Source organism: Oleiagrimonas soli (assembly GCF_000761445.1).
GTDB classification, from domain to species: domain Bacteria; phylum Pseudomonadota; class Gammaproteobacteria; order Xanthomonadales; family Rhodanobacteraceae; genus Oleiagrimonas; species Oleiagrimonas soli.
In genome coordinates this window covers 2,186,738-2,209,253 of record NZ_KN196470.1, presented here as the reverse complement: position 1 = coordinate 2,209,253, position 22,516 = coordinate 2,186,738, and the positions used below count along the sequence as shown (strand labels likewise).

The 22,516-nt window shown below is 65.6% G+C and carries 17 protein-coding genes and 1 tRNA gene; 2 read left to right on the top strand and 16 right to left on the bottom strand.

Annotated features, from left to right (window positions below; all coding sequences use genetic code 11):
- Nucleotides 1-32: 32 nt before the first annotated feature.
- The 14 genes from LF63_RS09715 to glk all read right to left on the bottom strand — a co-directional run bounded on the left by LF63_RS09715 (nucleotide 33) and on the right by glk (nucleotide 16,596).
- Nucleotides 33-404 (bottom strand): hypothetical protein, encoded by a 372-nt coding sequence (locus LF63_RS09715; protein ID WP_043101385.1) that lies wholly within the window; start codon nucleotides 402-404, stop codon nucleotides 33-35.
- 144 nt (nucleotides 405-548) lie between these two features.
- Nucleotides 549-1,586, bottom strand: coding sequence for a UDP-N-acetylmuramate dehydrogenase (murB, locus tag LF63_RS09710; RefSeq protein WP_043103609.1), 1,038 nt, complete (start codon nucleotides 1,584-1,586; stop codon nucleotides 549-551).
- A 35-nt stretch (nucleotides 1,587-1,621) separates the two neighbouring features.
- Nucleotides 1,622-2,662: a quinone-dependent dihydroorotate dehydrogenase gene (locus LF63_RS09705; protein ID WP_043101382.1), complete on the bottom strand. Its 1,041-nt coding sequence runs from the start codon at nucleotides 2,660-2,662 to the stop codon at nucleotides 1,622-1,624.
- A gap of 52 nt (nucleotides 2,663-2,714) precedes the next feature.
- On the bottom strand, nucleotides 2,715-3,479 hold the full coding sequence (locus tag LF63_RS09700) for an SDR family NAD(P)-dependent oxidoreductase (protein ID WP_043101378.1): 765 nt from the start codon (nucleotides 3,477-3,479) through the stop codon (nucleotides 2,715-2,717).
- Nucleotides 3,480-3,600: 121 nt separating this feature from the next.
- The gene (gene amaB, locus LF63_RS09695) at nucleotides 3,601-5,133 is read right to left on the bottom strand and encodes an L-piperidine-6-carboxylate dehydrogenase (RefSeq protein ID WP_043101376.1); all 1,533 of its coding nucleotides are present in this window, start codon (nucleotides 5,131-5,133) and stop codon (nucleotides 3,601-3,603) included.
- 88 nt (nucleotides 5,134-5,221) lie between these two features.
- A tRNA-Arg gene (locus tag LF63_RS09690) sits at nucleotides 5,222-5,298 on the bottom strand.
- Nucleotides 5,299-5,431: 133 nt separating this feature from the next.
- A complete protein-coding gene (locus LF63_RS16280; RefSeq protein WP_221265649.1) occupies nucleotides 5,432-6,025 on the bottom strand; it encodes a peptidoglycan-binding protein in 594 nt (197 codons plus the stop codon).
- Complete coding sequence (hxsC, locus tag LF63_RS09685; RefSeq protein WP_043101373.1) at nucleotides 6,022-7,203, bottom strand: His-Xaa-Ser system radical SAM maturase HxsC; 1,182 nt, start codon at nucleotides 7,201-7,203, stop codon at nucleotides 6,022-6,024. Before hxsC ends, LF63_RS16280 begins: the two co-directional genes overlap by 4 nt.
- Entirely contained in the window at nucleotides 7,203-8,693 is a 1,491-nt protein-coding gene (gene hxsB / locus LF63_RS09680) for a His-Xaa-Ser system radical SAM maturase HxsB (protein ID WP_052394923.1), read from the bottom strand. The genes hxsC and hxsB overlap by 1 nt, the downstream gene beginning before the upstream one ends.
- Complete coding sequence (hxsD, locus tag LF63_RS09675) at nucleotides 8,690-8,995, bottom strand: His-Xaa-Ser system protein HxsD (RefSeq protein ID WP_043101371.1); 306 nt, start codon at nucleotides 8,993-8,995, stop codon at nucleotides 8,690-8,692. The genes hxsB and hxsD overlap by 4 nt, the downstream gene beginning before the upstream one ends.
- Before the next feature lie 118 nt (nucleotides 8,996-9,113).
- Entirely contained in the window at nucleotides 9,114-11,426 is a 2,313-nt protein-coding gene (locus tag LF63_RS09670) for a beta-N-acetylhexosaminidase (protein ID WP_043101369.1), read from the bottom strand.
- 80 nt (nucleotides 11,427-11,506) lie between these two features.
- Complete coding sequence (locus LF63_RS09665) at nucleotides 11,507-12,580, bottom strand: acyltransferase family protein (RefSeq protein WP_043101367.1); 1,074 nt, start codon at nucleotides 12,578-12,580, stop codon at nucleotides 11,507-11,509.
- Between the two features lie 142 nt (nucleotides 12,581-12,722).
- Nucleotides 12,723-15,476, bottom strand: a complete 2,754-nt coding sequence (locus LF63_RS09660) for a TonB-dependent receptor (protein WP_043101365.1) — start codon at nucleotides 15,474-15,476, stop codon at nucleotides 12,723-12,725.
- Between the two features lie 94 nt (nucleotides 15,477-15,570).
- Nucleotides 15,571-16,596, bottom strand: a complete 1,026-nt coding sequence (glk, locus tag LF63_RS09655) for a glucokinase (protein WP_081945171.1) — start codon at nucleotides 16,594-16,596, stop codon at nucleotides 15,571-15,573.
- A 359-nt stretch (nucleotides 16,597-16,955) separates the two neighbouring features.
- Here glk and LF63_RS09650 point away from each other — a divergent pair, with 359 nt between their 5' ends.
- Both LF63_RS09650 and LF63_RS09645 read left to right on the top strand, forming a co-directional pair.
- Nucleotides 16,956-18,263: a sugar MFS transporter gene (locus tag LF63_RS09650; RefSeq protein WP_052394921.1), complete on the top strand. Its 1,308-nt coding sequence runs from the start codon at nucleotides 16,956-16,958 to the stop codon at nucleotides 18,261-18,263.
- A gap of 64 nt (nucleotides 18,264-18,327) precedes the next feature.
- Complete coding sequence (locus tag LF63_RS09645; protein WP_043101360.1) at nucleotides 18,328-19,356, top strand: LacI family DNA-binding transcriptional regulator; 1,029 nt, start codon at nucleotides 18,328-18,330, stop codon at nucleotides 19,354-19,356.
- Nucleotides 19,357-19,954: 598 nt separating this feature from the next.
- On the opposite strand, the gene LF63_RS09640 is transcribed toward LF63_RS09645, so the two are convergent.
- Together LF63_RS09640 and edd are read right to left on the bottom strand one after the other, a co-directional pair.
- On the bottom strand, nucleotides 19,955-20,590 hold the full coding sequence (locus LF63_RS09640; protein WP_043103602.1) for a bifunctional 4-hydroxy-2-oxoglutarate aldolase/2-dehydro-3-deoxy-phosphogluconate aldolase: 636 nt from the start codon (nucleotides 20,588-20,590) through the stop codon (nucleotides 19,955-19,957).
- A gap of 37 nt (nucleotides 20,591-20,627) precedes the next feature.
- The gene (edd, locus tag LF63_RS09635; protein ID WP_043101358.1) at nucleotides 20,628-22,472 is read right to left on the bottom strand and encodes a phosphogluconate dehydratase; all 1,845 of its coding nucleotides are present in this window, start codon (nucleotides 22,470-22,472) and stop codon (nucleotides 20,628-20,630) included.
- Nucleotides 22,473-22,516: the final 44 nt, after the last annotated feature.

Here is a 22,516-nt window from a genome sequence, read left to right as displayed (position 1 = left end):
GTTCGGCACATCCATCGCCGCATCCGGCCATGCTACGGCGCAGGGGCGGTCCCGCCAAGCCAACCGATGGCAGGGGCGGTTCGCGACAAGCCGAATCCGGCGAGCAGGTGTGGCCTGCTCGCCGGGGGCGTATTCGGCGCTTCATGTCCTTGAGGTCGTCGCGCGCCCGACAGCAGGGCGATGGCGATCTGCAGCGTGTCGTTGACGGCGCGCTTGCTCAGCGGCGTTTGCAGCAGGGACTCGTCGACATCCGGCAACGCGGCGGGCGAGGCGAGGAAATCCTCGGTCTGGTTGGCCCAGTCGTAGGAGCCGTCGGTCCAGTCGGCGTAGCGCTCGTTCATGTCCGCCAGAATGCCGATGAAGGCGGGCGAGGGCTGGAAGCGCAGCTGGATGTCGAAATGCATGGACGGTTTCCGGCGGGACAGGGGGCCGATGAAGCTCGTGCTCGACATGTGCGGCGCGTGCGCATGTCGTCACGCATGCTACCCGAGCATGCGGTCGGCATCAGCCGGGTTCGTGTTCGCGCCGGGGCGTCGAGCGCGAACGTCTCAGGCGTCGATGGACGCGCCGATGACCTTCGGTTCGGGCTGCAGCAGGATGCCGAAGCGTGCCTGCACGCCGCGTCGGACCTCCTGCGCCAGCGCCCAGAGCTGATCGCCGCGGGCCCGCCCATGGTTCACGAGCACCAGCGCGTGGCGGTTCGAAATACCCGCATCACCTTCGCGCAAGCCCTTGAATCCGCAGGTTTCGATCAGCCAGGCCGCAGACAGCTTGCAGCCGCCGTCCGGTGTCGGCCACTGCGGCATGTCCGGGTATTCGCGCTGCAGCGCGGCGGCGGTTTCGGCGTCCACCAGCGGGTTCTTGAAGAAGCTGCCGGCGTTGCCGATCACGGCCGGGTCGGGCAGCTTGCGGGTACGCAGATGCACCACGGCCTCGGCGACGTGGAACGGCGTCGGCGTGGCGATGCCCATGCGCTTGAGTTGGTCGCCGATGCCGGCGTAGTCCAGACGCAGTTCGCGCTGGCGCGGCAGGGCGAAGCGCACGGCGGTGACGATGTAGCGGTCCGGTTCGCGCTTGAACAGCGAATCGCGGTAGGCGAAGGCGCAGGCGGCCTTGTCCAGCGACACCACCTGCTTCGTGGTGCGATCCCAGGCTTCCACTGCCTCGATGAACTCGGCCACTTCGACCCCGTAGGCGCCGATGTTCTGGATCGGCGCGGCGCCGACCGTGCCGGGAATCAGGATCAGGTTTTCCAGGCCGGCGAAGCCCTGGCTCAGCGACCAGCGCACGAAATCGTCCCAGCGCTCGCCGGCGGCGACGGCGATGCGCGCGACGTCACCGTCTTCCTCCACTAGCACGCCGCGCGTGGCCATCGTCAGCACCGCGCCGTCGACATCGCCGGCGAACAGCACGTTGCTGCCTTCGCCCAGCACCAGCAGCGGCGACTGGGCGATGGCGGGCAGCGCGAGCACTTCCGGCAGGCGTGCGGCGTCGAGCAGTTCCAGCAGCCAGTGCGCGCGCGCATCCACGCGCAGGGTGTTGCGTCCCGCCAGCGAGGCGTTCTCGGTCACGCGGTAGCCGCCCATGTCGACGGCGGGGTTCATGCCTTGCATGCTCGTCCTTATTCGGTGCCGGCGTGGTGCTGGCGGCGGATTTCCTCGACGCATTCGCCGAGCAGCTGCGGGCCGCGGTAGATCATGCCGGAGTAGATCTGCACCAGCGATGCACCGGCGCGGATCTTGCCGGCGGCCGCGTCGCCGTCGAGGATGCCGCCGACGCCGATCAGCGGAATGCGCTCGGGCAGACGCGCACGCATGCCTTGCAGCACGCGGTCCGCGCCGGCCAGCAGCGGCCGGCCGGACAGCCCGCCGGCCTCGTCGGCGTGCGGCGCGCCCTGCACGGCGCTGCGGTCGAGGGTGGTGTTGGTGCAAATCACGCCGTCGATGCCGCTGGCTTCGAGTACGCCGGCGATGGCGTCGAGTTCCTCGTCGCTCAAGTCGGGCGCGATCTTCAGCAGCATCGGCTTGCGCGCGCCGTACTGGCTGCCGAGCGTCTCCTGCTCTTCGCGCAGACGGCCGATGAAGGTGCGCAGCTGCTCTTCGTGCTGCAGGTCGCGCAGGCCCTGGGTGTTGGGCGAGGAGATGTTGACCGTGATGTACGACGCCAGGCCATAGGCGCGACGCAGGCTGTGCAGGTAGTCGTTCACCGCCTGCTCGTTGGGCGTGTCGCGGTTCTTGCCGATGTTGATGCCGAGCACGCCGTCGAAACGGGACTGCTCGACGTTGCGCACCAGCGCATCGATGCCGGCGTTGTTGAAGCCCATCCGGTTGATGATCGCCTCGTGCTCCGGCAGACGGAACAGACGAGGCTTCGGGTTGCCCGCCTGCGGTCGCGGCGTCACGGTGCCGACCTCGACGAAACCGAAACCGAGCGCGCCCAGCGCGTCGAGATGTTCGGCGTTCTTGTCCAGACCGGCGGCCAGGCCGACGGGGTTCGGGAAGTCAATACCGAAGGCGCGCACCGGCAGATTCTTCGGCGGCGGCGCGATGCGGTGGGCGAAACCGCTGCGCTGAGCCACGCCGAGCGCGTACAGGCCCAGACCGTGGGCGGTTTCCGGGTTCAGCGCGAACAGCAGCGGGCGGAACAGTTCGTAGGCATTCATGGCATGGGCCTGGTCGGCGTTCGGAGCAGCTTAGCGGGTCGGTGCCGAGGGATCAGCCGTTCAGCGACTGACCGCCATCGACGGCGAGCACCTGTCCGGTGATCCACGACGCGAACGGCGAGGCCAGGAACAGAGCAGCATGCGCGATATCCTCGGGGCGGCCGTAGGCGCCGAACGGGATGCGCGCCAGGGTGGCAGCGTAGCGGTCCGGATCGTTCCGGCGCACGTCGTCCCACAGGCCGCCGGGAAACTCGATCGAACCCGGCGCGATGGCGTTGACGCGGATGCGCTCGGACGCCAGCGCCTTGGCCTGCGAGGTCGTGTAGTGGCTGACGGCGGCCTTCAGCGCCGCGTAGCAGGCCCCGCTGGGGCGCGGGTTCAGCGCCGCGATGGAACTGGTGTGCAGGATGCTGGCGTGCTCCGACTGGCGTAGGTGCGGCAGGGCATGGCGCGAGGCGCGCACCGCGGCCATCAGGTCGATGCGGAAATCGGCTTCCCAACTGGCGTCGTCGGTGTCGTCGAAACCGTAGCCGCTGGCGTTGTTCATCAGCACGTCGATGCCACCCAGCGCGCCGGCGGCGTGTTCGACCCAGTCCTGCACGGCCTGTGGATCGCGGAGGTCGCACGACTCGGTGTGCACGGTGCCGCCGTGTGCGCTCAGTTCGCCATCGATGGCGGCCAGCGCCTGCTCGCCGCGCGCGCAGACCGAAACCGCCGCGCCGGTCTGCGCGAAAGCCAGGGCGATGCTGCGGCCGATGCCCTTGCTGCCACCGGCCACCAGCACGCGGTAGCCGGAAAAATCGAAAGTGCTGCGCATGGGGATGCCTCGGATGCGGTCGTCGAGTCGGCCATTGTAGAACCCATGCGTGGCGAAGACATGAAAAAGGGGAGCCGGACGCGGGTCCGACTCCCCTCGATGGCGTGCCTGGGCGGTTCGATCAGATCTCGAACTTGATGCCCTGCGCCAGCGGCAGTTCCGACGACCAGTTGATGGTGTTGGTCTGACGGCGCATGTAGGCGCGCCACGCATCCGAGCCGGACTCGCGGCCGCCGCCGGTTTCCTTCTCGCCGCCGAACGCGCCGCCGATCTCGGCGCCGGAGGTGCCGATGTTGACGTTGGCGATACCGCAGTCCGAACCGGTCGCCGACAGGAAGCGCTCGGCGTTGCGCATGTTCAGCGTGAAGAACGCGCTGGACAGACCCTGCGGCACGCTGTTCTGCAGCGCGATGGCGTCGTCCAGGTCCTTGTACGGGATCACGTACAGGATCGGCGCGAAGGTCTCGGTGCGCACGATCTCGGCGTCGCCGGGCAGGCCGGTGACGATGGCCGGGGTGACGAAGTTGCCCTTGCGGTCCAGCACTTCGCCGCCGGTAGCGACGGTGCCGCCCGCGGCCTTGGCGGTATCGAGCGCCTTGGTGAAGCGTTCGACCGAGGCCGGGTCGATCAGCGGACCCATCAGCGTGGCCGGGTCGGTCGGATCGCCGATCTTGCTCTCGATCTGCTTGTACGCCTTGACCAGCTTCTCGGTGACTTCCTCGGCGATGGATTCGTGCACGATCAGGCGACGCGTGCTGGTGCAGCGCTGACCCGCGGTGCCGACGGCGCCGAAGGCGATGGCCGGAATGGCCAGCTTCAGGTCCGCGGTCTCGTCCACGATCATGGCGTTGTTGCCGCCCAGTTCCAGCAGCGAGCGGCCCATGCGCTCGGCCACGCGCACGCCGACCTGACGGCCGACCGCGCTCGAACCGGTGAAGCTGACCAGGTCGATGCGCTTGTCGTCGACGAACTGCTTGGCCAGCGCGTTGTCGCCGTCGTTGAACAGATAGAAGATTTCCGGGAAGCCGCCGGCCTTCAGCGCCTCGTTGCAGATCTTCATGGTGGCGATGGCGGTCAGCGGCGTCTTCGGCGACGGCTTCCAGATGCAGATGTCGCCGCAGGCGGCGGCCAGCATGGCGTTCCACGCCCACACTGCGACCGGGAAGTTGAAAGCCGAGATGATGCCGACCACGCCCAGCGGATGCCACTGCTCGTACATGCGGTGGCCCGGACGCTCCGAATGCATGGTCAGGCCGTACATCATGCGGCTCTGACCGACCGCGAAGTCGGCGATGTCGATCATCTCCTGCACTTCGCCGTCGCCCTCGGGCTTGATCTTGCCGTTCTCCAGGCTGACCAGCGAGCCGAGTTCGTCCTTGTACTTGCGCAGCGCTTCGCCGCACAGGCGCACGGCTTCGCCGCGCACCGGCGCCGGCGTGGTGCGCCAGGTCTCGAACGCTTCGCGCGCGCGCTTCACGATGGTCTCGTAGTCGCCCGCGCTGGTGCCGTGCACCTTGGCGATGACTTCGCCGGTCGAGGGGTTGGTCACCTCGATCAGGCCGGCGCTGGTGTCCGTCGACCACTCGCCGTTGCCCAGGTAGGTGCCTGAATTGACGTCGGAAAGGCCGAGGGCCTTCAGAATCTCGTGCGACATACGTGCTCCTGCGTCGTTGACGGCGGGAATGCCCCGCGCAAAACGGACATTCTATCAGAAGCTTGCGGACGCGCCCGGCGAGCGGACGTGGCGACCCCGGCAGGATTCGAACCTGCGACCTGCCGCTTAGGAGGCGGCTGTTCTATCCAGCTGAACTACGGGGCCGTGAAGCTCAGAAGGATACTAGGTAACGACCTTTTAGACATATGGCTGGTGAGCTAAATAGTGCAGGGGTGTGTACCGTTCAAGAGTCCTAGATGAATATCCTCGGTTCGAGGTACGTCCAGGAATTGCTCGATCAAGGACTCAGTGAAACCCCGAGAGCGTTCAGTGTGGCGGTGCTCATCTTGGCGTCTGCAGGAAGGTTATGCGCGGACTGGAATTTGCGAAGTGCTTGTTTGGTCTGAGTGCTCAGTACGCCATCGATGGCGCCCGGATCATAGCCTTTGGAGTAGAGCGCGGCCTGGACGCGCATGATGATCATCTTGAGTCTGTCAGCCGTCGGCTTCGGTGCGGAATAGAGGCCGTTGACTTCGGGTGATGCCGGGGCGGGCGAGGCCTTTGGGGCTGGAGCGCTGTACGTCGGTGATTGATACGACCCGCCACTCCCTGAGTAATGCGAGCTATGAGAGCTATGCGAACTGTGCCCACCATAGGAACCGCCACTGCTCGAATAATGGGAGCTGTGTGAGCTGTGGCTACTGTGCGATGCATGACTTGCGAACATGTTTACCGCATCGGCCGCATTGGTCGGTACGGCCATGCTGACGGCATAGCTCAGGTCCTTCATCGCGAGGGACGACAGTGCTAGGTGCGCATGGTCCGCTTTGGCATGCGCCACGCCTTGCGCAGCAGCCAGTGCTGTGCCCGTGATGGTCAGAACTTTTTTCATGCTTCCATCCCCTCCTTGATGGGTGAAATGGCTCGACTGGTCCATTCCGCTGTGACCCAGGCGAATACCCCCGCGCATTTGTTTCGCACGGAACAGGTTTGGCAGGCAGGTAAGTACCGTTGTTTCCAGTCCGAGATGCTGCGTTTGGCATATGGCCACAGTGACTGAGGCAGGGCGCATAAGGGCAAGTTGTAGAGCGAGACGTTGAGGCCGCGTCGTGCAAGGTATTCCACGCTATCGAGCAGGACAGGTGCCATGTCCTTTGGGTCCATCCACACGTCCTTATGGTGGGCGCGGGCAAAACCGGTAGGCTCCAACCCCATCAAGGCAATGTGCTCGACGAACGGCAAGTTCCGATACAGGTATTCAGACAACCGCTTGAGTTCTTCGACCACCGGGCGCAGCAAGACCACACGAATCTCGATACGTTGACGTGCGGCGTTCAGGGCATAGAGGCCACGCATCGTTTCGGCAAAGGCTCCCGCGCTTTGCACCACATAATCATGCAGTCCGTAGTGACTGCCGTAGAGCGGCACGCCCCAGGAAAGGCTTGGGTGAAGGTCGATGAATGTGCGGGCATAGTCAGCGTCAGCGAAGCGCCGTCCATTGGACAGGACGTGAATGGCGGTATCTGGAAGGGTTTTGGCACACGTTTCGATGACTCGATTCAATCCCGTGCCAAGCAGCGTGGGTTCTCCCCCAGAGATGGCGAGCGAGATTTCGTCCTTGTCGATGAGTTCGGTGAGACTGCAAAGTTGCGCCACACGCCAATCGTCTTCGACTTGCCGGGGTGGCTGAGAGCACATCACGCAGTAGCTGTTGCAACGCTCGGTGGCGAACAGCACATTGCCATTGCCACCCCTGCGATAGCGAAGAGCTGCTTTCGAAATACGTGGCTGGATCTCAAGTACATCGCCTTGTCCAACACTGGTGCCCACTACGTCCAGAGAGAGCCAAGGGCGTCCGGGAGGAGCGTCTTTGGGATGTTCGACAAGGAATCCCGCCCAGGGGAGCGAACGGAAGTTGTCCGAAGCGAGAGCGGCATCATGGCTGCGCAAGTCCAGAAGCATGCGCTCAAGGTGATAGTGACCGGAAGCAAAGTCGGCCAACCCTGCAACCTTGAACTGCTGGGGACTGTCCCAGCCAGAGGACTGGATTTTGCATTCGAGCGGTCGCATCAGGCGGCCTCTGCTTGCGGGGCACGACTGGCAACGCGAAGCGCCCAGGATTCCAGGATGCGCTTCTCGATCAAAGAGCTCTTATCCCACCGTTCAAGCAGGTGATCGAACATGCCCATCTGCTTGCGGCAAAAGTCACTGCTGGGCCTGTGGCCAATGACATCATGCTGACGGGCGTAGTGGTCGACAGGGTCCGCTCCGCACATCGACACATAGGCGCAATCCGCGCAGGTAGGCAACGCTTCGGCTACGCCAGCTTGCAGAATCTGCGCCATCGCGGGCGAGTTCAGCCATTCGCTGATGGGTTGGTCCACATGGCCGAGGACGAATGAATGATCGCCCATTGCAGCCAGCATTCGGGCTTCGTCAGATGGATAGACCTTGCCGTCGTAGTCGTAGACAACTGCACCGAGTCCGGCTCCAGTGGGCGAGCGCAAATCCACGTAGCCGTGTGAGAAGGGGCTCAAGAGCTGCGACAAAAGCAAGCCAGCATAGATTTCTTCCATGACATAACCCGAGCGATTCATGGCAAGAATGTGGTCGAGGGCGGCGGCGTAAAACCGCAGGAAGTCTTCAATGGGGTAGCCATTGCGGTTGGCGGTTTTCAGCGCAAAGCCGTAGGGACTCAATGGCCGCAGAAAAATGGAGTGAAAGCCTTGTTTCTTGTACTCCTCGACAATCGCTTCGGGTGCTTCGAGGCTGCGCTTCGTCAGCGTGGTCAGGGCAGAGACGGCATGTTCGCCCAGGACCTTGCGGCCCCGCTCGATGCCTTCCAGCGTTCGTCGGTAGCTATCTCGCTCTGGTCTTGGGCGGTTGGCATTGTGCAGCCACTCGGGACCGTCCAACGAGGTTGATAGTTGGAAGCGATGACCTTTCATGAAGGCCAACTGCTCATCGGTCAGGTCATGAAGCGTCGAAGCGATGACGAACTGGATATCGCGGTTTTCATACTTGTTCCGCTTTTCGATGGCCTCGACGAGTGCGCGTATGCGGCCGAAGTGGAGCAAAGGTTCCCCGCCTTGGAATTCTACGGTCAGTGTCTTGGATGGCCATTCGAAGAGGCGCTCAACAGCCTTCAAAGAGGCATTCGCAGGCATGTCGTAGCCACTGTTGGCTTGAGGCTGGCGGGATACTTGGCAGTAGGCGCAGGTATGGTGACAACGAAGAGAGACGACAAAAATATGCAGGGATGGGCCGTGCTCGAGGTAGGACTTCCTTGTCCTGTATTGCGACAAGATCGGCGCAAGTGTTGACCGTTTCTGGTCGGCCATGAGGAGGTGCTTGGCTTGCAGTTCGGCAAACAGGGCTTCGTCCGGCACGATTTGGCCTTCCACGACGCGGGTCAGGTCATCATGTGAAGTGATGAGCCATTCCCCGGACATGGATGAGACGAATACACGTTCTCTGTCCCAGGGGAGGCGGCGGAAACGCAGAGGCAGCAGTTGGTAGGAAGTGTTGCCCGCGAATGCTTGTCGGGGCTGGAACTTCACGGCGCTGGATCCGGTGATAGTGGCTCGGCTTTGAGCAGTGCAGCCTTAACCAATGTGTCGTGAAGTTCTTTGGTTTGCGTTCGGACACTTTCGCGCAGTTGCTCATCAAGCAGGTCGTTGCGAAATTGTCCAACGAGCGCGCTGGTGTCGACCTCCGCAGACTTGGGTGTCAAACGGACGGTGTAATTGCCCTCGGAAGAGAGGATGTTTATGTAGTAATCCGCTGTGTAGCGATGTGTTGTACGCACCACCGCGTCAGCGGAAAAAACACCGCCTTCCAGGCTGATTTCGATAGCGTCCATCGCTACCCCCTTGTTTCCCCTTTTTCCATGGTGCGCTTCTGTCTTGGCAGCTGCAAGTTGGCGGGCATCTGGATGCTTACATCGTGATAACGGCAGGCGTTGTCACGAGTGCGGTCATTTAAGGCGACAGTTTCACGTTGCCAATGGCCCACAGCCCCTGCGTCGGATCGCCGGTGGCGATGAAGCACAGGTCGTGCGTGCCGGTCAGGGGCGGCAGCTCCGCATGCAGCGTGGTCTGCAGTTTGCTGCGGGCGGCCGCAGCCAGCGGCAGGCGCGCGATGCGCGGGCCGTCGCAGGTGTCGCGGTGCACTTCGAGCGCGCCGTGCGGCGAAGCGGTCGGGCGCTTGACCACGCCGGCGGCGTCCTTCCAAAGCGCGTAGTTCCACGGCAGGTTGCCGACGGTCACGGCCAGATGCCGCATGCCGTTCGTCGGCGCCTGCTTCCAGATCCAGCACATGTCGTTGATGTCCATCTGGTAGACCGGGCGCGGGCCGTGCAGCGGGCGGTCGTCTTCGATGCGCAGCACGATCTTGTGCGTGCAGGTGTCGAGCTGGTCGCTGCGGCGGGTGCGCAGGGCGGACGCGTCGATGCGTCGCGTGCGCGGCGCGGCGAGGCGGAAGCCGTCGTCGGCGAAGGTGGCGGCGCGCAGCGTGGTGGTGGCGTTGCCGGACAACGACAGCGGCGCGTCGTAGCGCGGCGACTTTGCTGTCGGTGCGTGGCCGTCGGTGGTGTACCGGATCGCACTCTGGCCGGTCTGGTTGGACAGGGCGACGTCGATGGCGCCGTCGCGTCCGGCGGAGAGCGCGAAGCGCGGCGCCCAGGCGCTGTCGGCATAGTCGATGCCCAGCGCGCGGTAGCGGGCCAGCTGCGCCGGCATGCGGCGCAGGAAATCGTTCCAGTCGTGCGTGCCGGCGGGCGACCAGACGACTTCGGCCAGCGCCGCCAGCCGCGGGAAGATCGCATGCTGGTCGCGGGCGAAGGTCGGCATGTATTCGGCCCACAGGTTGGCCTGCGCGCCGAGTACGTGACGCGCCTGCGAGGCGTCGATGGCGGCGGGGACGGGGTTGAAGTCGTAGATGTCCTTCAGGCTCTCGACCTGCGGCCGACCGGCCGGTTCGTCGGGGGCGTCGCTCTGCAGGTGATCGAGGTACAGCACGGGCGCGGGCGACAGCACCACGTCGTGGCCGGCGTTGGCGGCTTCGATGGCGCCCTTCACGCCGCGCCAGGACATCACCGTGGCGTCGGCGGGCACGCCGCCCTCGAGGATTTCGTCCCAGCCGATCAGGCGGCGATGGTGCGCGTCGAGGTAGGCGCCGATCTTGCTGATCATCCAGCCCTGCAGCGCGTTCTCGTCCTTCAGGCCGAGCTTTTTCATCTGCGCCTGCACTGCCGGCGAGGCCTGCCACTGGTCCTTGGCGGCCTCGTCGCCGCCGATGTGGATGTAGGTGGACGGAAACAGCGCCATCACTTCGTCGAGCACATTTTCCAGGAAGGTCAGGCTGCGCTGGTCGGGCGCGTACAGCCAGGTGTTGATGCCCCAGTCGGTGGACACGGGCGGACGCTTGCCGGTGACGCCCAGCTCGGGATAGCTGGCGAGGGCGGCCTGCGCGTGACCGGGAATCTCGATCTCGGGAACGATGGTGACGAAGCGCTGCTGCGCGTAGCGCACGAGGTCGCGTACCTGCGCCTGGGTGTAGAAGCCGCAGTAGGGCTTGTCCGGGCTGCCGGTCAGCGCGGCGTCGGGGCCGACCGCCTTGCGGCAGGCGCCGATGCGGGTCAGTTCGGGGTAGCGCTTGATCTGCAGGCGCCAGCCCTGGTCGTCGGTGAGGTGCCAGTGCAGCACGTTGAGCTTGTGCAGCGCCATCCAGTCGATCAGTTTCTTGATGTCGGCGACGGACTGGAAGTGCCGCGCCGAATCCAGCATCAGGCCGCGCCAGGCGAAGCGCGGATGGTCGACGATGAGACCGTCGGCAAGCGTCGCGGGGCCGCGTGCTTCGGGCGTCTGCGTGAGCAGCTGCCACAGCGTCACGCTGCCGTAGAACAGTCCCTGCGGCGTGCGCGCATCGATGCGCACGCGGTGTTCGCCGAGGCGCAGACGGTAGCCGGCGTCGCCGGTGATGGCATCGTCGTCGGCCAGCTTCAGCGTGATGGTGGCGTATGGGTCATGATCCGCCGCCAGACGCAGGTGCAGGCCGCGGGTATGTGCGACCAGCGCGATGAACTGCCGCGCGACCGAACGCGTGGCCGCGGTGTCCGGCGTCACCGCGACGGTCGCGCCGTCGGCGAGGCGCACCTGACCGTGCGCGGCCGGCTGCATCTGCGCGGGGCGCGGGATGATCGACCACGCTGAAGCCGCGGGCGGCGTGGCGGCCTGGGCGGCGCAGGAAACAAGCAGGGCGGCGAGCAGCGGCAGGCGGATTCCACGCATCATCAGTCTCGTTCTCCCGGCGCGGTGCGCCATGCGGTTGCGGTCCGAGCGGCCATCATCATGCTGCAGGCCGCGCGGTCCGTTCAAAGTTTCAGGTACAGCCGGCGGCGATCCAGGGTCCACACGATCAGCCACCACAGTGCCGTGAACGCCACGGCGAATGCGAGCGAGGCCACACGCGGTCCCGCCAGCGGCGCGATCCAGTCGGCAAAGCCGTGCCGGTAGATCGGCGTCTGCCAGCCCAGCGCCGGCAGCAGGATCTGCATCAGTTCGGAACCGGCGTAGGCGGTGATCGCGTTGATGCCGAAGCGTCGGCCCCATGCCGGCCAGCCGCGCATGTCGACGGCGAGGTGAAAGCTCAGCAGCGCCAGCGTGGCCCAGCCCGCCGTCCACAGCGTGAAGGACGGCGTCCAGAGATTCTTGTTGAACGGCAACCAGCATGACCACAGCAGACCCAGCGCGAGGCAGGCCAGCGCCAACCCGAGCAGCGCGCGTAGATTCCGCGCGCGCAGCCAGACGCCGGCGCACAGGCCGAGCAGGCTGCTGGCGAAGGCGGGCAGGGTGCTGAGCAGGCCTTCGGGATCGTGGCCGCGGCCGGTCGCCGGGTCGATGCTCCATACGTAGTGCCCGAACACGGCACTGTCGGTGCGGCTGACGATGTTGACCCACGGCGCCAGCGATCCGCCAAGGGCAAGCAGTGCCGCGTAACCGACCAGCAGCGCCGCGATGACGCACCACCACGTGCGCGGACGTGCATACAACGCCAGCAACGCGGTGCCGGCGAAGCACACCCCGATGCGTTGCAGCACGCCGGGCCAGCGCATGTCGCGATGCGGCATCAGCCAGGCCGCCAGCGCGTTGATCGCCAACCCCAGCAGCACGATGCGCAGCGCGCGCCAGAGCGCCGCGTTGCGCAGGGTGGCGGGTGCATCGCCGCGCTCCAGGCGCGGCAGGATCGCCAGGGCCACGGAGACGCCCATGACGAACAGGAAGAAGGGAAAGATCAGGTCGGTCGGCGTGCAGCCGTTCCAGGCGGCGTGTTCGAGCGGGGCGAACACGTGGTCCCAGTCACCGGGATCGTTGACCAGCAGCATCGCGGCCACGGTGCTGCCGCGCAATGCGTCGACGGACGCCAGTCGTGGCGGTTTCGGCGGCATGGCTTCGCTCCCGGTCAGGCGTCCGCGATCATGCGAGTGGCGAGCGGCGGAGAAAAGACCGGCGGCCCGTGCGGCCGCCGGTGCGGAAGAAAAAGACGGATCCGGCACGGAAGTCCGGATCCGCGGGGGAGGTCACGTTGCCTCAGAACTTGAAGCGAGCCGTCAGGTAGTACTGGCGACCGTTGGTATAGAACGAGCGCGGCTGGACGCCGTAGTCGTCACCCTTGACGTAGTAGCGGAGCGTCGGGTTGTTGAGGTTCATCGCGTCCAGCGACAGCGACATCCACTCGTTGACGTTGTAGCCCAGCGACATCGACAGGTAACCGGTGCCGGCCATGTAGAAGAAGCCGCCGCGATCCGGACCCGCGTAGTACGAGGAGCGGTAGGTGTAGCTGATGCGGGCGTTGAACTTGTCGTTCTCGAAGTAGGCCGAAGCGTTGCCCGTTTTCTTCGAGGTGCCCTGCAGGGGTTCGTCGTTGCTCGCGTGTCCGGAGGCGTAGGTGTAATTCATCGCCATGCCGAAGTACTTGCCGATCGGCTGCTGGTAGTTCAGCTCCACGCCCTTGACCTTGCCGTCGGTGTTGCTGGGGATGCTGACGTCGTAGGTGCTGTACACGTCCGGGCCGTTCTGGCTGGCCTGCATGTCCTTGTAGGTACGATTCTGGTGGCTGAAGTTGACGTAATTCTTCAGGTTCATCCGGAAGACGCTGGCCGACAGCAGGCCGCGCGGCGCGAAATACCATTCCAGCGCTGCGCTCACGTTGGTGGCGAGCAGCGGCTTGAGTTTCGGGTTGCCGCCGCTGCCGGTGTGGCCGAGGTCGTCCAGCGATACCGTGCCCGCCATCGCCGAGTAGTCCGGACGCGTCAGGGTCTGCGAGGCCGCGAAGCGGGCCAGCAGGTTGTCGGCTACGTTGATCTTCAGGTTGGCGCTGGGCAGGAATTTGCCGTAGCTGTGGTCGTAGGTGTTGAAGTACCAGCCCGTCGGGAAGAAGGCCGAACCCATGATCGGGCCGACGACCTTGTCTTCCTGTGGCGTGTTGCTGGAGTAACCGATCGCTTCCTTGGTGTGTACGTAGCGCACGCCAAGGTTGCCGCTCCAGTTGTCGCCCTGGAAGTTGGCCTGCAGGTAGGCTGCGCTGTCCTTCTCGTTGACCTTGTAGATGTCGTTCGGATACAGGCGGTCCGGGCCACGGCTGGCGTACTTGGCGTCGTAGGCGGCCAGGTCGCTGGCCGAGTAGTACCAGATGTTGGTCGGGAACGAGCCGCCCAGGCTGCTGCCGAAGTCGCCCGGATAGTGCTGGAAGCCCTGCGGGAAATTGGCTGGGTCGGCAAAGCCGGCCGCCGCGCCCTGCGCGAAGGCGCTCGGGTTCTCGCGGGTGTGGTCGGCGTAGCGCACGCCGAAGTCCAGCGAGGACAGCGTGCCGTCGTCGTAGTACAGCGAGCCGTCGATCTTGCCCCAGTTCTCCTTGTCCTTGGTGTGGATGCCGCCTTCGCCGAAGATCCAGTTGGCGGTGGCGCCGGAGGCGGCCGGCGAGCTGTTGTCGCTGCCCAGCATCCAGTTGGCCGGCTGGCCGGTGCCGCGGAAGCCCCACGCCGCGCCGGTGTTCGGCGAGGTGTTCATCTCCAGCACGTCCTGGCGCGGGCTGTTGCCCTTGCCGGTGGTGGTACCGACCTGGAAGTTGAAGGCGAGGTTGTCGTTGACGTTCCAGTCGGCATCCAGGGTCAGATACTGCGTCTGCGACGAGGCCTTGCGGGCGATCATGTCGTAGATGCCGTAGTTCGTGCCGTCGGCGCTGGGTGCGAAGCTGGCCTGCGTCAGCGTGTTGTTCTGGACGATGTAGCCGGGATTCAGATTCGTCGCGCCGGGGACGAAGTGATTGCCCCAGATCATGTAGTTGCGGTTGTAGTTGTTGGCTTCGAGCTTGCTGTAGAAGCCGTTCAGGTTGAATGTCAGGTTGTCCGCCGCCTTCCACTGGATATCGACGGAGCCGCCCTTGCGCTTGCGCTCCTGGGTGAAGTACACCGCGCCCAGCAGGCTGGGGTAGTACACGCCATTGAGGTCCGGGTGCGCCATCACGATGGGATCGGTGGCCTGCAGCTGATTGAGTCCCAGGATTTCCTGGCCGTTGCGCTGCAGGCTGCGTTCCTCGTAGAAGGCCTGCGCCATGACGCCGAAGGTGTTGTCGTCGTTCTTCCAGTTGAACATGCCGCTGAACTGCGGCTTGGTCTTGCCCGGAAGATCCGCGTACACGCCGCCGATCGAAGCCTGCGCGGTGAACGGCTTGCTGTATTCCAGCGGCTTGCGCGTGATGATGTCGACGGTGCCGGCGCTGCCGCCTTCGACCAGCTTGGCCTCGGAGCTCTTGTAGACCTTCACCTCGCTGACGATTTCCGACGGCAGCAGGCTGTAGCTGACGCTGCGGCCGACGGTGGCGGTCTGGTTGAGCACGAACCAGTCGCCGGTGCCGACGTTGTGGCCGTTGATCAGGGTCTGGGTCATGCTGGGCGCGGTGCCGCGCAGGCTGACGCGATCGCTCTCGTCGAAGCCGCCTTCGCCGGCGCTGGACGTGCTGATGTTCACGCCGGGCAGGCGCTGCAGGGTGTCGGCCACATTCTTGGCGGGAAGCTTGCCGATGTCCTCGGCGGTCACCACTTCCATCTGGGCGTTGGAGTCGCGCTTGAGGTTGAGCGACTCGGCTTCCGAATCGCGAATGCCGACGACCGTGACCGCTTGCAGTTCCTGGATGTGCTTTTTCGCGGCCCGCTGCGAGGACGTGCTCTGGGCATCGTTCTGCTGCGCACCCTGCGCGGTGCCATTGTCCTGGGCCAGGGCGGGACCGGACAGCAGCAATGCCGTCAAGATGCTCGCCGATAGGATGGTCTTGCGCTGATTCATGATCTCCCCTCCAAGTGGTTTTTTTTACTGCGCTTTCGGGTCGCTACAGCGACTGCTCCGTATCCGACCCCAATCAAGATGAGTAACCCGGTGCTCAGCTCCCGTCCTGGTGATCGAGATACCAGCCGGCGGCACCGATGACGCCGAGCTGACCGTGCTCCATCAAACGAATCGGCACGCGTTGCAGGAACGCGCGCATGCGGCCCTTGTCGAGGAAGCGTTCGACGAAGGTGCTGCGTGCAAGAAAACTGCGGATCTGCGGCAGGATGCCGCCGGCCAACCAGATGCCGCCGCTGGCGCCGTACAGCATGGCCAGATCGCCGACGAAACTGCCCAGCAGCGCGCAGAAGACGTCCAGCGCCTGACGCGCGTCCGCATCGCCACCGTGCAAGGCGGCCTCGGTGACCTGTTCCGGTCGCTCGAGCGTGCAGGGCGCCGCGCGCAGGATGCGCAGCGCCTGGTACAGCTGCAGCAGGCCGGGGCCGGACAGTACGTGTTCGTAGGAAACATGGCGGTGCCGGCTTTCCAGCACGCCGAGAATCGCGATCTCCAGTTCGCCGCGCGGCGCCAGAGCGATCTGTCCGGCTTCCGTGGGCAGCACCAGCGGCTGCGGCTGCATCGGCAGAATGGCGGCCGAACCGAGTCCGGTGCCGGGGCCGACCACGACCTGTGGGCCGGGCGTTTCGGGCAGCGGCGCATCGGTCAGCGCCAGCGTTGCCGAGGGTTCGATGTATTGCGTGGCGTAGGCCACGGCTTCAAAGTCGTTGATCAGCGACAGATCGGAAAGATGCAGCGCATCGCGCAGCTCGCCGACCGCCACGCGCCAGGGTAGGTTGTCGTTGACCACCACGCCGTCGATCGCGTAGCCGGCGCAGGCGAGGGCGCCGTGCGTGACCGCCGTGTCCTGGTGATGCGAAAGGAAGTCGCGAAGGATGGCGTCGAGACCTTCGTGCTCGGCGCAGACGTACTTGCGGTAGTCGAGCACGGCCACGCGGCCGCCTTCGCCGACACCGCGGACCAGGCCGATGCGCGCATGGGTGCCGCCGACATCCGCTGCGATGAATGCCCTGGCGGCGGTGTTCACCGCGGACATGGCCGGCTGACTTGCAACTTGCCCCACGCGACGTCCTCCCCGTGACCCTTGCGTGCGTCGCGCATCACCCGCGATGCGCTCGATGGGCCGAGTGTTGCCGAATGATGACAACGTTGTCAAGCGAGTTGTCATGGGGTCACGAAAACGGCTTTCAGGGGGTGCTCCTTGCGTTGCTCGGCGCGCTGTGTGGGCAGGTCATTGCGCATGGATGGCGCACTTGCGGGCCTGTTGCCCGCACAGAATCTATGGATTCCAGCGGCATCCTGCTGCGGGGATGGACGCCTTCGGGAAGGCGATCAGCGAAAGCACTTGACGACACTCGATGACAACGTTAATCCTGATGGGGCTTGATCGGACATTCCGATCTCGGGAGGGGAGTGCATTTCATGACGGGCAATGTCCAGGGCGGCCGCGGCAGCCATTACGCGATGTCGATGTTCATCATCGGCGTACTGTTCTTCATCTTCGGCTTCGTCACCTGGCTCAACGGGCCGCTGACGATCTTCGTGAAGCTGGCCTTCAATCTGGACGACGTCAGCGCGTTCCTGATTCCGGTGGCGTTCTACGTGTCGTACTTCGTGTGGGCGCTGCCCGGCGCGGCGGTGCTCAAGCGCACCGGCATGAAGAAGGGCATGGCGCTCGGGCTGTTCGTGATGGCGATCGGCACCGTGCTGTTCGGCCAGTTCATCGACTGGCGCATGTATCCGGGCGCGCTGGCCGGCCTGTTCGTGATCGGCGCGGGCTTGTCGTTGCTGCAGACGGCGTCCAACCCCTACGTCAGCATCCTCGGTCCCATCGACAGCGCCGCACAGCGCGTGGCGATCATGGGCATCTGCAACAAGGTGGCCGGTGCGCTGGCGCCGCTGGTGTTCGGCGCGCTGGTGCTGCGCGGCATCGGCGATTTCGAGGCCAAGGTGAAGGCCGCACCGACGCCGCAGGACGCCGCGCAGATGCTCGATGCCTTCGTGTCCCGCGTGTACTGGCCGTACATGGTGATGGCCGCGATCCTGGCCGTGCTGGCGATCTGGGTGGTGCGCTCGTCGCTGCCGGAGATCAAGCCGTCCGGCGACAACCGCGAGGATGCTGCGCACACGGGTCGCAGCATCTTCAGTTTTCCGCATCTGTGGCTGGGCGTGCTGTGCCTGTTCATCTATGTCGGCATGGAAGTCATGGCCGGCGATGCCATCGGCATCTACGGGCAGGCGCTGGGTCTACCGCTGGACGCGGTCAAGCACTTCACCTCGTTCACCATGCTGGCGATGCTGGCCGGCTACGTGGCCGGACTGGTGCTGATTCCGCGCTTCATCTCGCAGCAGAGTTACCTGGCGGTGTCGGCGGTGCTGGGCGTGCTGTTCGCCTTCGGCGCGTATGCGACACAGGGCTACGTGTCGGTGGGCTTCGTGGCCGCGCTGGGCTTCGCCAACGCGATGATGTGGCCGGCGATCTTCCCGCTGGCGATCAAGCGGCTGGGCAGCCACACCGAGTTCGGCTCGGCGCTGCTCATCATGGGCATCATGGGCGGCGCGCTGATCCCGCAGATCTTCGTGCACCTGAAGGAACACATCGACTTCCAGCTGGCCTTCCTGCTGGTGATGGTGCCGGGCTACCTGTACATCCTGTTCTACGGTTTGCGCGGGCATCGCGTCGGTCAGCAGGCGTCGGCCCCCGTGTTGGGCGCGGACACCATGCAGTAAACTGCGTGTGGCAACGTTCCGTCCTCGGGCGCGTTGTCCCGATCACCAGTCATAAGGAGTCCGGGTGCCTGCCACCATCAAAGACGTTGCCGAGCGCGCAGGAGTCTCGCTGAAGACGGTCTCGCGCGTCATCAACCACGAAGCGTCGGTCCAGGACGGCACGCGGGCGCGTGTGCAGAAAGCCATCGAGGAACTGAACTACCGGCCGGATCTATCCGCGCGCAGTCTGCGCAGCGCGCGCAACTACGCGCTGGGGCTGGTCTACGACAATCCGAATCCGTACTACATCATCGCGGTGCAGAACGGCGCGTTGTCGGTGTGTCGCGAGATGGGCTTCGGTCTGCAGATCCATCCCTGCGATTCCACTGCGCCGAAGCTGGCGCAAGAGCTGACCGACCTGGTGCACCGCTCGCGTCTGGCCGGACTGGTGCTGGCGCCGCCGATGTCGGAAGACCCGAAGCTGATCCGTCACCTGGCCAAGGCCGGCGTGCATTTCGTGCGCATCCTGTCGGCCGCCGAGGACCCGGACGACGGTTATCCGTGCGTGTTCGTCGACGACCGCGACGCGGCCTACGACATCACCGAGCATCTGATCCAGCTCGGGCACACCCGCATCGGCTTCCTGTGGGGCGGCGAGGAGCATCGCTCCAGTCCGGAACGCTACAAGGGCTACGCCGATGCGCTGCAGGATTACGGCATCGCGCAGGACAAGAAGCTGATAGTGAAGGGCGATTACTCGTTCGACGACGGTTTCCGTGGCGCGCGCAAGCTGCTGGCGCTGAAGGAGCCGCCGACGGCCATCTTCGGTTCCAACGACGAAATCGCGGCCGGCGTGCTGGCAGCGGCGAAGTCGGCGGGCATGGACGTGCCGTTCGACCTGTCCATCGCCGGATTCGAGGACAGCCCGTTCTCCAAGCAGTCCTGGCCGGCGCTGACCACGGCGCGGCAGGCCACCGACGAGATTTCGCGGCACGCCACGCGCCTGCTGATCGCACAGTTGCAGAAGAACGGCCGCTTCGAGGTCCACAACGAGGGTTTCAGCCCCGAACTGGTGGTGCGCGGTTCCACCGCGCCGCCGCGACCGCGGAAGTAGGTCGCAACCCGTCGATCGCTGCGTTCAGCGCGCACGCTTGTCGGCGGTGCTGCCGATATCTTTCTCACATCCCTCATCGCGGCGAAGGCCGGGACCCTGTGACTCGGCGGATAAGGCCCTCAAGGCGCTGGGTTCCTGCTTGCGCAGGAATGGCGGCGTGTGGTCTCTGGCGACGTATGAGGTCTTTTGGAAGGTTTCCGCGGTGTTTGCCACCGGGAGATGGCTGCGCTTATCCGCGATGCGACGATGCTCGAATGGCCGCGGAGTGAGCGAAATTCCTCGGCATGTCATCGCGGTGAAGGCCGGGTCCCCGTGATTCCGCGGATAAGACCTCAAGGCGCTGGGTTCCTGCTTGCGCAGGAATGACGGCGTGTGGTCTTTGGCGACGTATGAGGTCTTCCGGAAGGCTTGCGCGCTGTTTGCCGCCGGGAGATGGCTGCGCTTAACTACGATGCGACGATGCTCGAATGGCCGTGGACGTGGAGTGAGCGGAATTCCTCGGCATGTCATCCCGGCGAAAGCCGGACCCAGCGACTTCATCCAAGCGTGTGTTGAGGCACTGGGCGCTTGGTGTGACGGTCTCGAGGCCTGGTGCCGCCTATCGCAACGCGGCCGCTTCCCGCGCCAGCTGCTCGATGGCGTTCCAGTCGCCGGCGGCGACCAGATCGCGCGGGGTCAGCCAGGAACCGCCGACGCAGATCACGTTGGGCAGCGACAGGTAGTCGCGCGCGTTCTTGGTGCTGACGCCGCCGGTGGGGCAGAAGCGGATGCCCGGCAGCGGGCCGCCCAGCGAGCGCAGCATGGACGCACCGCCGGCGGCCTCGGCCGGGAAGAACTTCTGCAGTACGTAGCCGCGTTCGAGAAGAATCATCGCCTCGCTGGCGCTGGCGGCGCCGGGGAGCAGGGGGACGAGCTGTTCCTCGGCGGCATCGAGCAAAGCGGGCGTGCTGCCGGGCGAGACGATGAAAGTGGCGCCGGCCCGGATCGCTTTGTCCAGGTCGGCAGGGTTGAGTACGGTGCCGGCGCCGACATGCGCGCCTTCGACTTCGGCGGCGATGGCGCGGATGGCGTCGAGCGCCGCCGGCGTGCGCAGCGTGACCTCGATGGCCGGCGCGCCGCCCGCGACCAGCGCGCGTGCCAGCGGCACGGCATCGGCGGCGTTCTCGATGACCACCACCGGCACCACGGGGCCGAGGGTGAGGGTGGCTTCGAGCTGAGCGGTGCGGTCGTTCATGGTCATGGCGTCGTGTCGTTTCGTGTCGGGATGGGGATCAGGCGTCGGCGGCGTGATGCACGTCGGGCGCGCCGAACACGCCGGCGCCGGCGTCGGCCGCGCCGACGGCGTTGCGCATCAACGCGAACAGTTCGCGGCCGAGGCCGCTGTGACTGGCGGAGAGATCGGCGTGCACGAACTCGCGCGCGTTCCACTCGTCGGCGTCGACCAGCGCGTCGAGCGTGCCGGCGTCGGCGTCGAGGCGGATCATGTCGCCGTCGCGCACCTTGCCCAGCGGACCGGCGTCGACCGCTTCCGGGCTGACGTGGATGGCGGCCGGAATCTTGCCCGACGCGCCGGACATGCGGCCGTCCGTGACCAGCGCCACGCGATGGCCGCGGCCCTGCAGCACGCCCAGCGTCGGCGTCAGCTTGTGCAGTTCCGGCATGCCGATGGCGCGCGGTCCCTGGAAGCGCACGACGGCGACGAAATCGCGATCCAGTTCGCCGCGCTCGAAGGCGGCGCGCACGTCGTTCTGGTCGTGGAAGACCACCGCCGGTGCTTCGATCACGTGGCGATCTTCGGGCACCGAGGACACCTTGATGACCGAGCGGCCGAGGTTGCCCTCAAGCACGCGCAGGCCGCCGTCGGCCTGGAACGGTTCGGTGGCCGGACGCAGGATGTTGGTGTTGCCGCTCTCGCCCGGATCGGCCCAGGTCAGCTGGCCGTCGGCGTCGAGCTGCGGCATTTTGCGGTAGGCCTGCATGCCGCCGCCCCACACGGTGGTGACGTCCTCGTGCAGCAGGCCGGCGTCCAGCAGCGAACCGATCAGGAACGGCATGCCGCCGGCGCTGTGGAAGTGGTTCACGTCGGCGTAGCCGTTCGGGTACACGCGCGCCAGCAGCGGCGTGACGCGCGAGATGGCGTCGAAGTCTTCCAGCGTCAACGTGATGCCGGCGGCCGCGGCGATGGCGACCAGGTGCAGCAGATGGTTGGTCGAACCGCCCGTGGCGTTGAGGCCGATGATGCCGTTGACGATGCTGCGCTCGTCGATGACGCGACCGGCGGGCGTGTAGTCCTCGCCCAGCGCGCTGATGGCGACGGCGCGCTGCACGGCGGCGGCGGTCAGCGCATCGCGCAGCGGCGTATCCGGGTTGACGAAGCTGGAGCCGGGCAGGTGCAGGCCCATCATCTCCATAAGCATCTGGTTGGAGTTGGCGGTGCCGTAGAAGGTGCAGGTGCCGGGCGAGTGGTAGGACTGCGCCTCGGCTTCCAGCAGTTGCTCGCGCGTGGCCTTGCCCTCGGCGAACTGCTGGCGGACCTTGGACTTCTCCTCGTTGGGCAGGCCGCTCGGCATCGGGCCGGACGGCACGAAGATCGCCGGCAGATGACCGAAGCTCAATGCCGCGATCAGCAGGCCCGGCACGATCTTGTCGCAGATGCCCAGGTACAGGCCGGCGTCGAACATGTCGTGCGACAGCGCCACCGCGGCGGACAGCGCGATCACGTCGCGCGAGAACAGGCTCAGCTCCATGCCGGCCTGGCCCTGGGTGATGCCGTCGCACATGGCCGGCACGCCGCCGGCGACCTGCGCCGTTGCGCCGGCTTCGCGCGCCAGGCGGCGGATCAGCTCGGGGTAGCGTTCGTACGGCTGGTGCGCCGACAGCATGTCGTTGTAGGCGGTGACGATGCCGATGTTGGGCGTAGCGTTGCCGCGCAGCGCATCCTTGTCATGCGTGCCGCAGGCGGCGAAGCCGTGGGCGAGGTTGCCGCAGGACAGGTGGCGCCGCTTCGGGCCGTTGTCGCGCGCCGCGTCGATGCGCGCCAGATAGGCGGCGCGACCGGGCCGGCTGCGCTCGGTGATGCGTTCGGTGACTTCTTGGAGAACGGGATGCAGGTTCATGGCGTGTCTCGTTTGATGCAGTTCGCGCTGCGGCGATGGAGCCG

What these genes read in the sequence shown, in the direction of transcription:
- LF63_RS09670 (WP_043101369.1), bottom strand. Translation starts at nt 11,426, where the DNA reads ATGATGCGTGGAATCCGCCTGCCGCTGCTCGCCGCCCTGCTTGTTTCC.
- amaB (WP_043101376.1), bottom strand. Translation starts at nt 5,133, where the DNA reads ATGTCGCACGAGATTCTGAAGGCCCTCGGCCTTTCCGACGTCAATTCA.
- LF63_RS09665 (WP_043101367.1), bottom strand. Translation starts at nt 12,580, where the DNA reads ATGCCGCCGAAACCGCCACGACTGGCGTCCGTCGACGCATTGCGCGGC.
- LF63_RS09715 (WP_043101385.1), bottom strand. Translation starts at nt 404, where the DNA reads ATGCATTTCGACATCCAGCTGCGCTTCCAGCCCTCGCCCGCCTTCATC.
- LF63_RS09640 (WP_043103602.1), bottom strand. Translation starts at nt 20,590, where the DNA reads ATGAACGACCGCACCGCTCAGCTCGAAGCCACCCTCACCCTCGGCCCC.
- LF63_RS16280 (WP_221265649.1), bottom strand. Translation starts at nt 6,025, where the DNA reads ATGAAAAAAGTTCTGACCATCACGGGCACAGCACTGGCTGCTGCGCAA.
- LF63_RS09650 (WP_052394921.1), top strand. Translation starts at nt 16,956, where the DNA reads ATGACGGGCAATGTCCAGGGCGGCCGCGGCAGCCATTACGCGATGTCG.
- hxsC (WP_043101373.1), bottom strand. Translation starts at nt 7,203, where the DNA reads ATGCGACCGCTCGAATGCAAAATCCAGTCCTCTGGCTGGGACAGTCCC.
- hxsD (WP_043101371.1), bottom strand. Translation starts at nt 8,995, where the DNA reads ATGGACGCTATCGAAATCAGCCTGGAAGGCGGTGTTTTTTCCGCTGAC.
- LF63_RS09700 (WP_043101378.1), bottom strand. Translation starts at nt 3,479, where the DNA reads ATGCGCAGCACTTTCGATTTTTCCGGCTACCGCGTGCTGGTGGCCGGT.
- LF63_RS09705 (WP_043101382.1), bottom strand. Translation starts at nt 2,662, where the DNA reads ATGAATGCCTACGAACTGTTCCGCCCGCTGCTGTTCGCGCTGAACCCG.
- edd (WP_043101358.1), bottom strand. Translation starts at nt 22,472, where the DNA reads ATGAACCTGCATCCCGTTCTCCAAGAAGTCACCGAACGCATCACCGAG.
- murB (WP_043103609.1), bottom strand. Translation starts at nt 1,586, where the DNA reads ATGGGCGGCTACCGCGTGACCGAGAACGCCTCGCTGGCGGGACGCAAC.
- LF63_RS09660 (WP_043101365.1), bottom strand. Translation starts at nt 15,476, where the DNA reads ATGAATCAGCGCAAGACCATCCTATCGGCGAGCATCTTGACGGCATTG.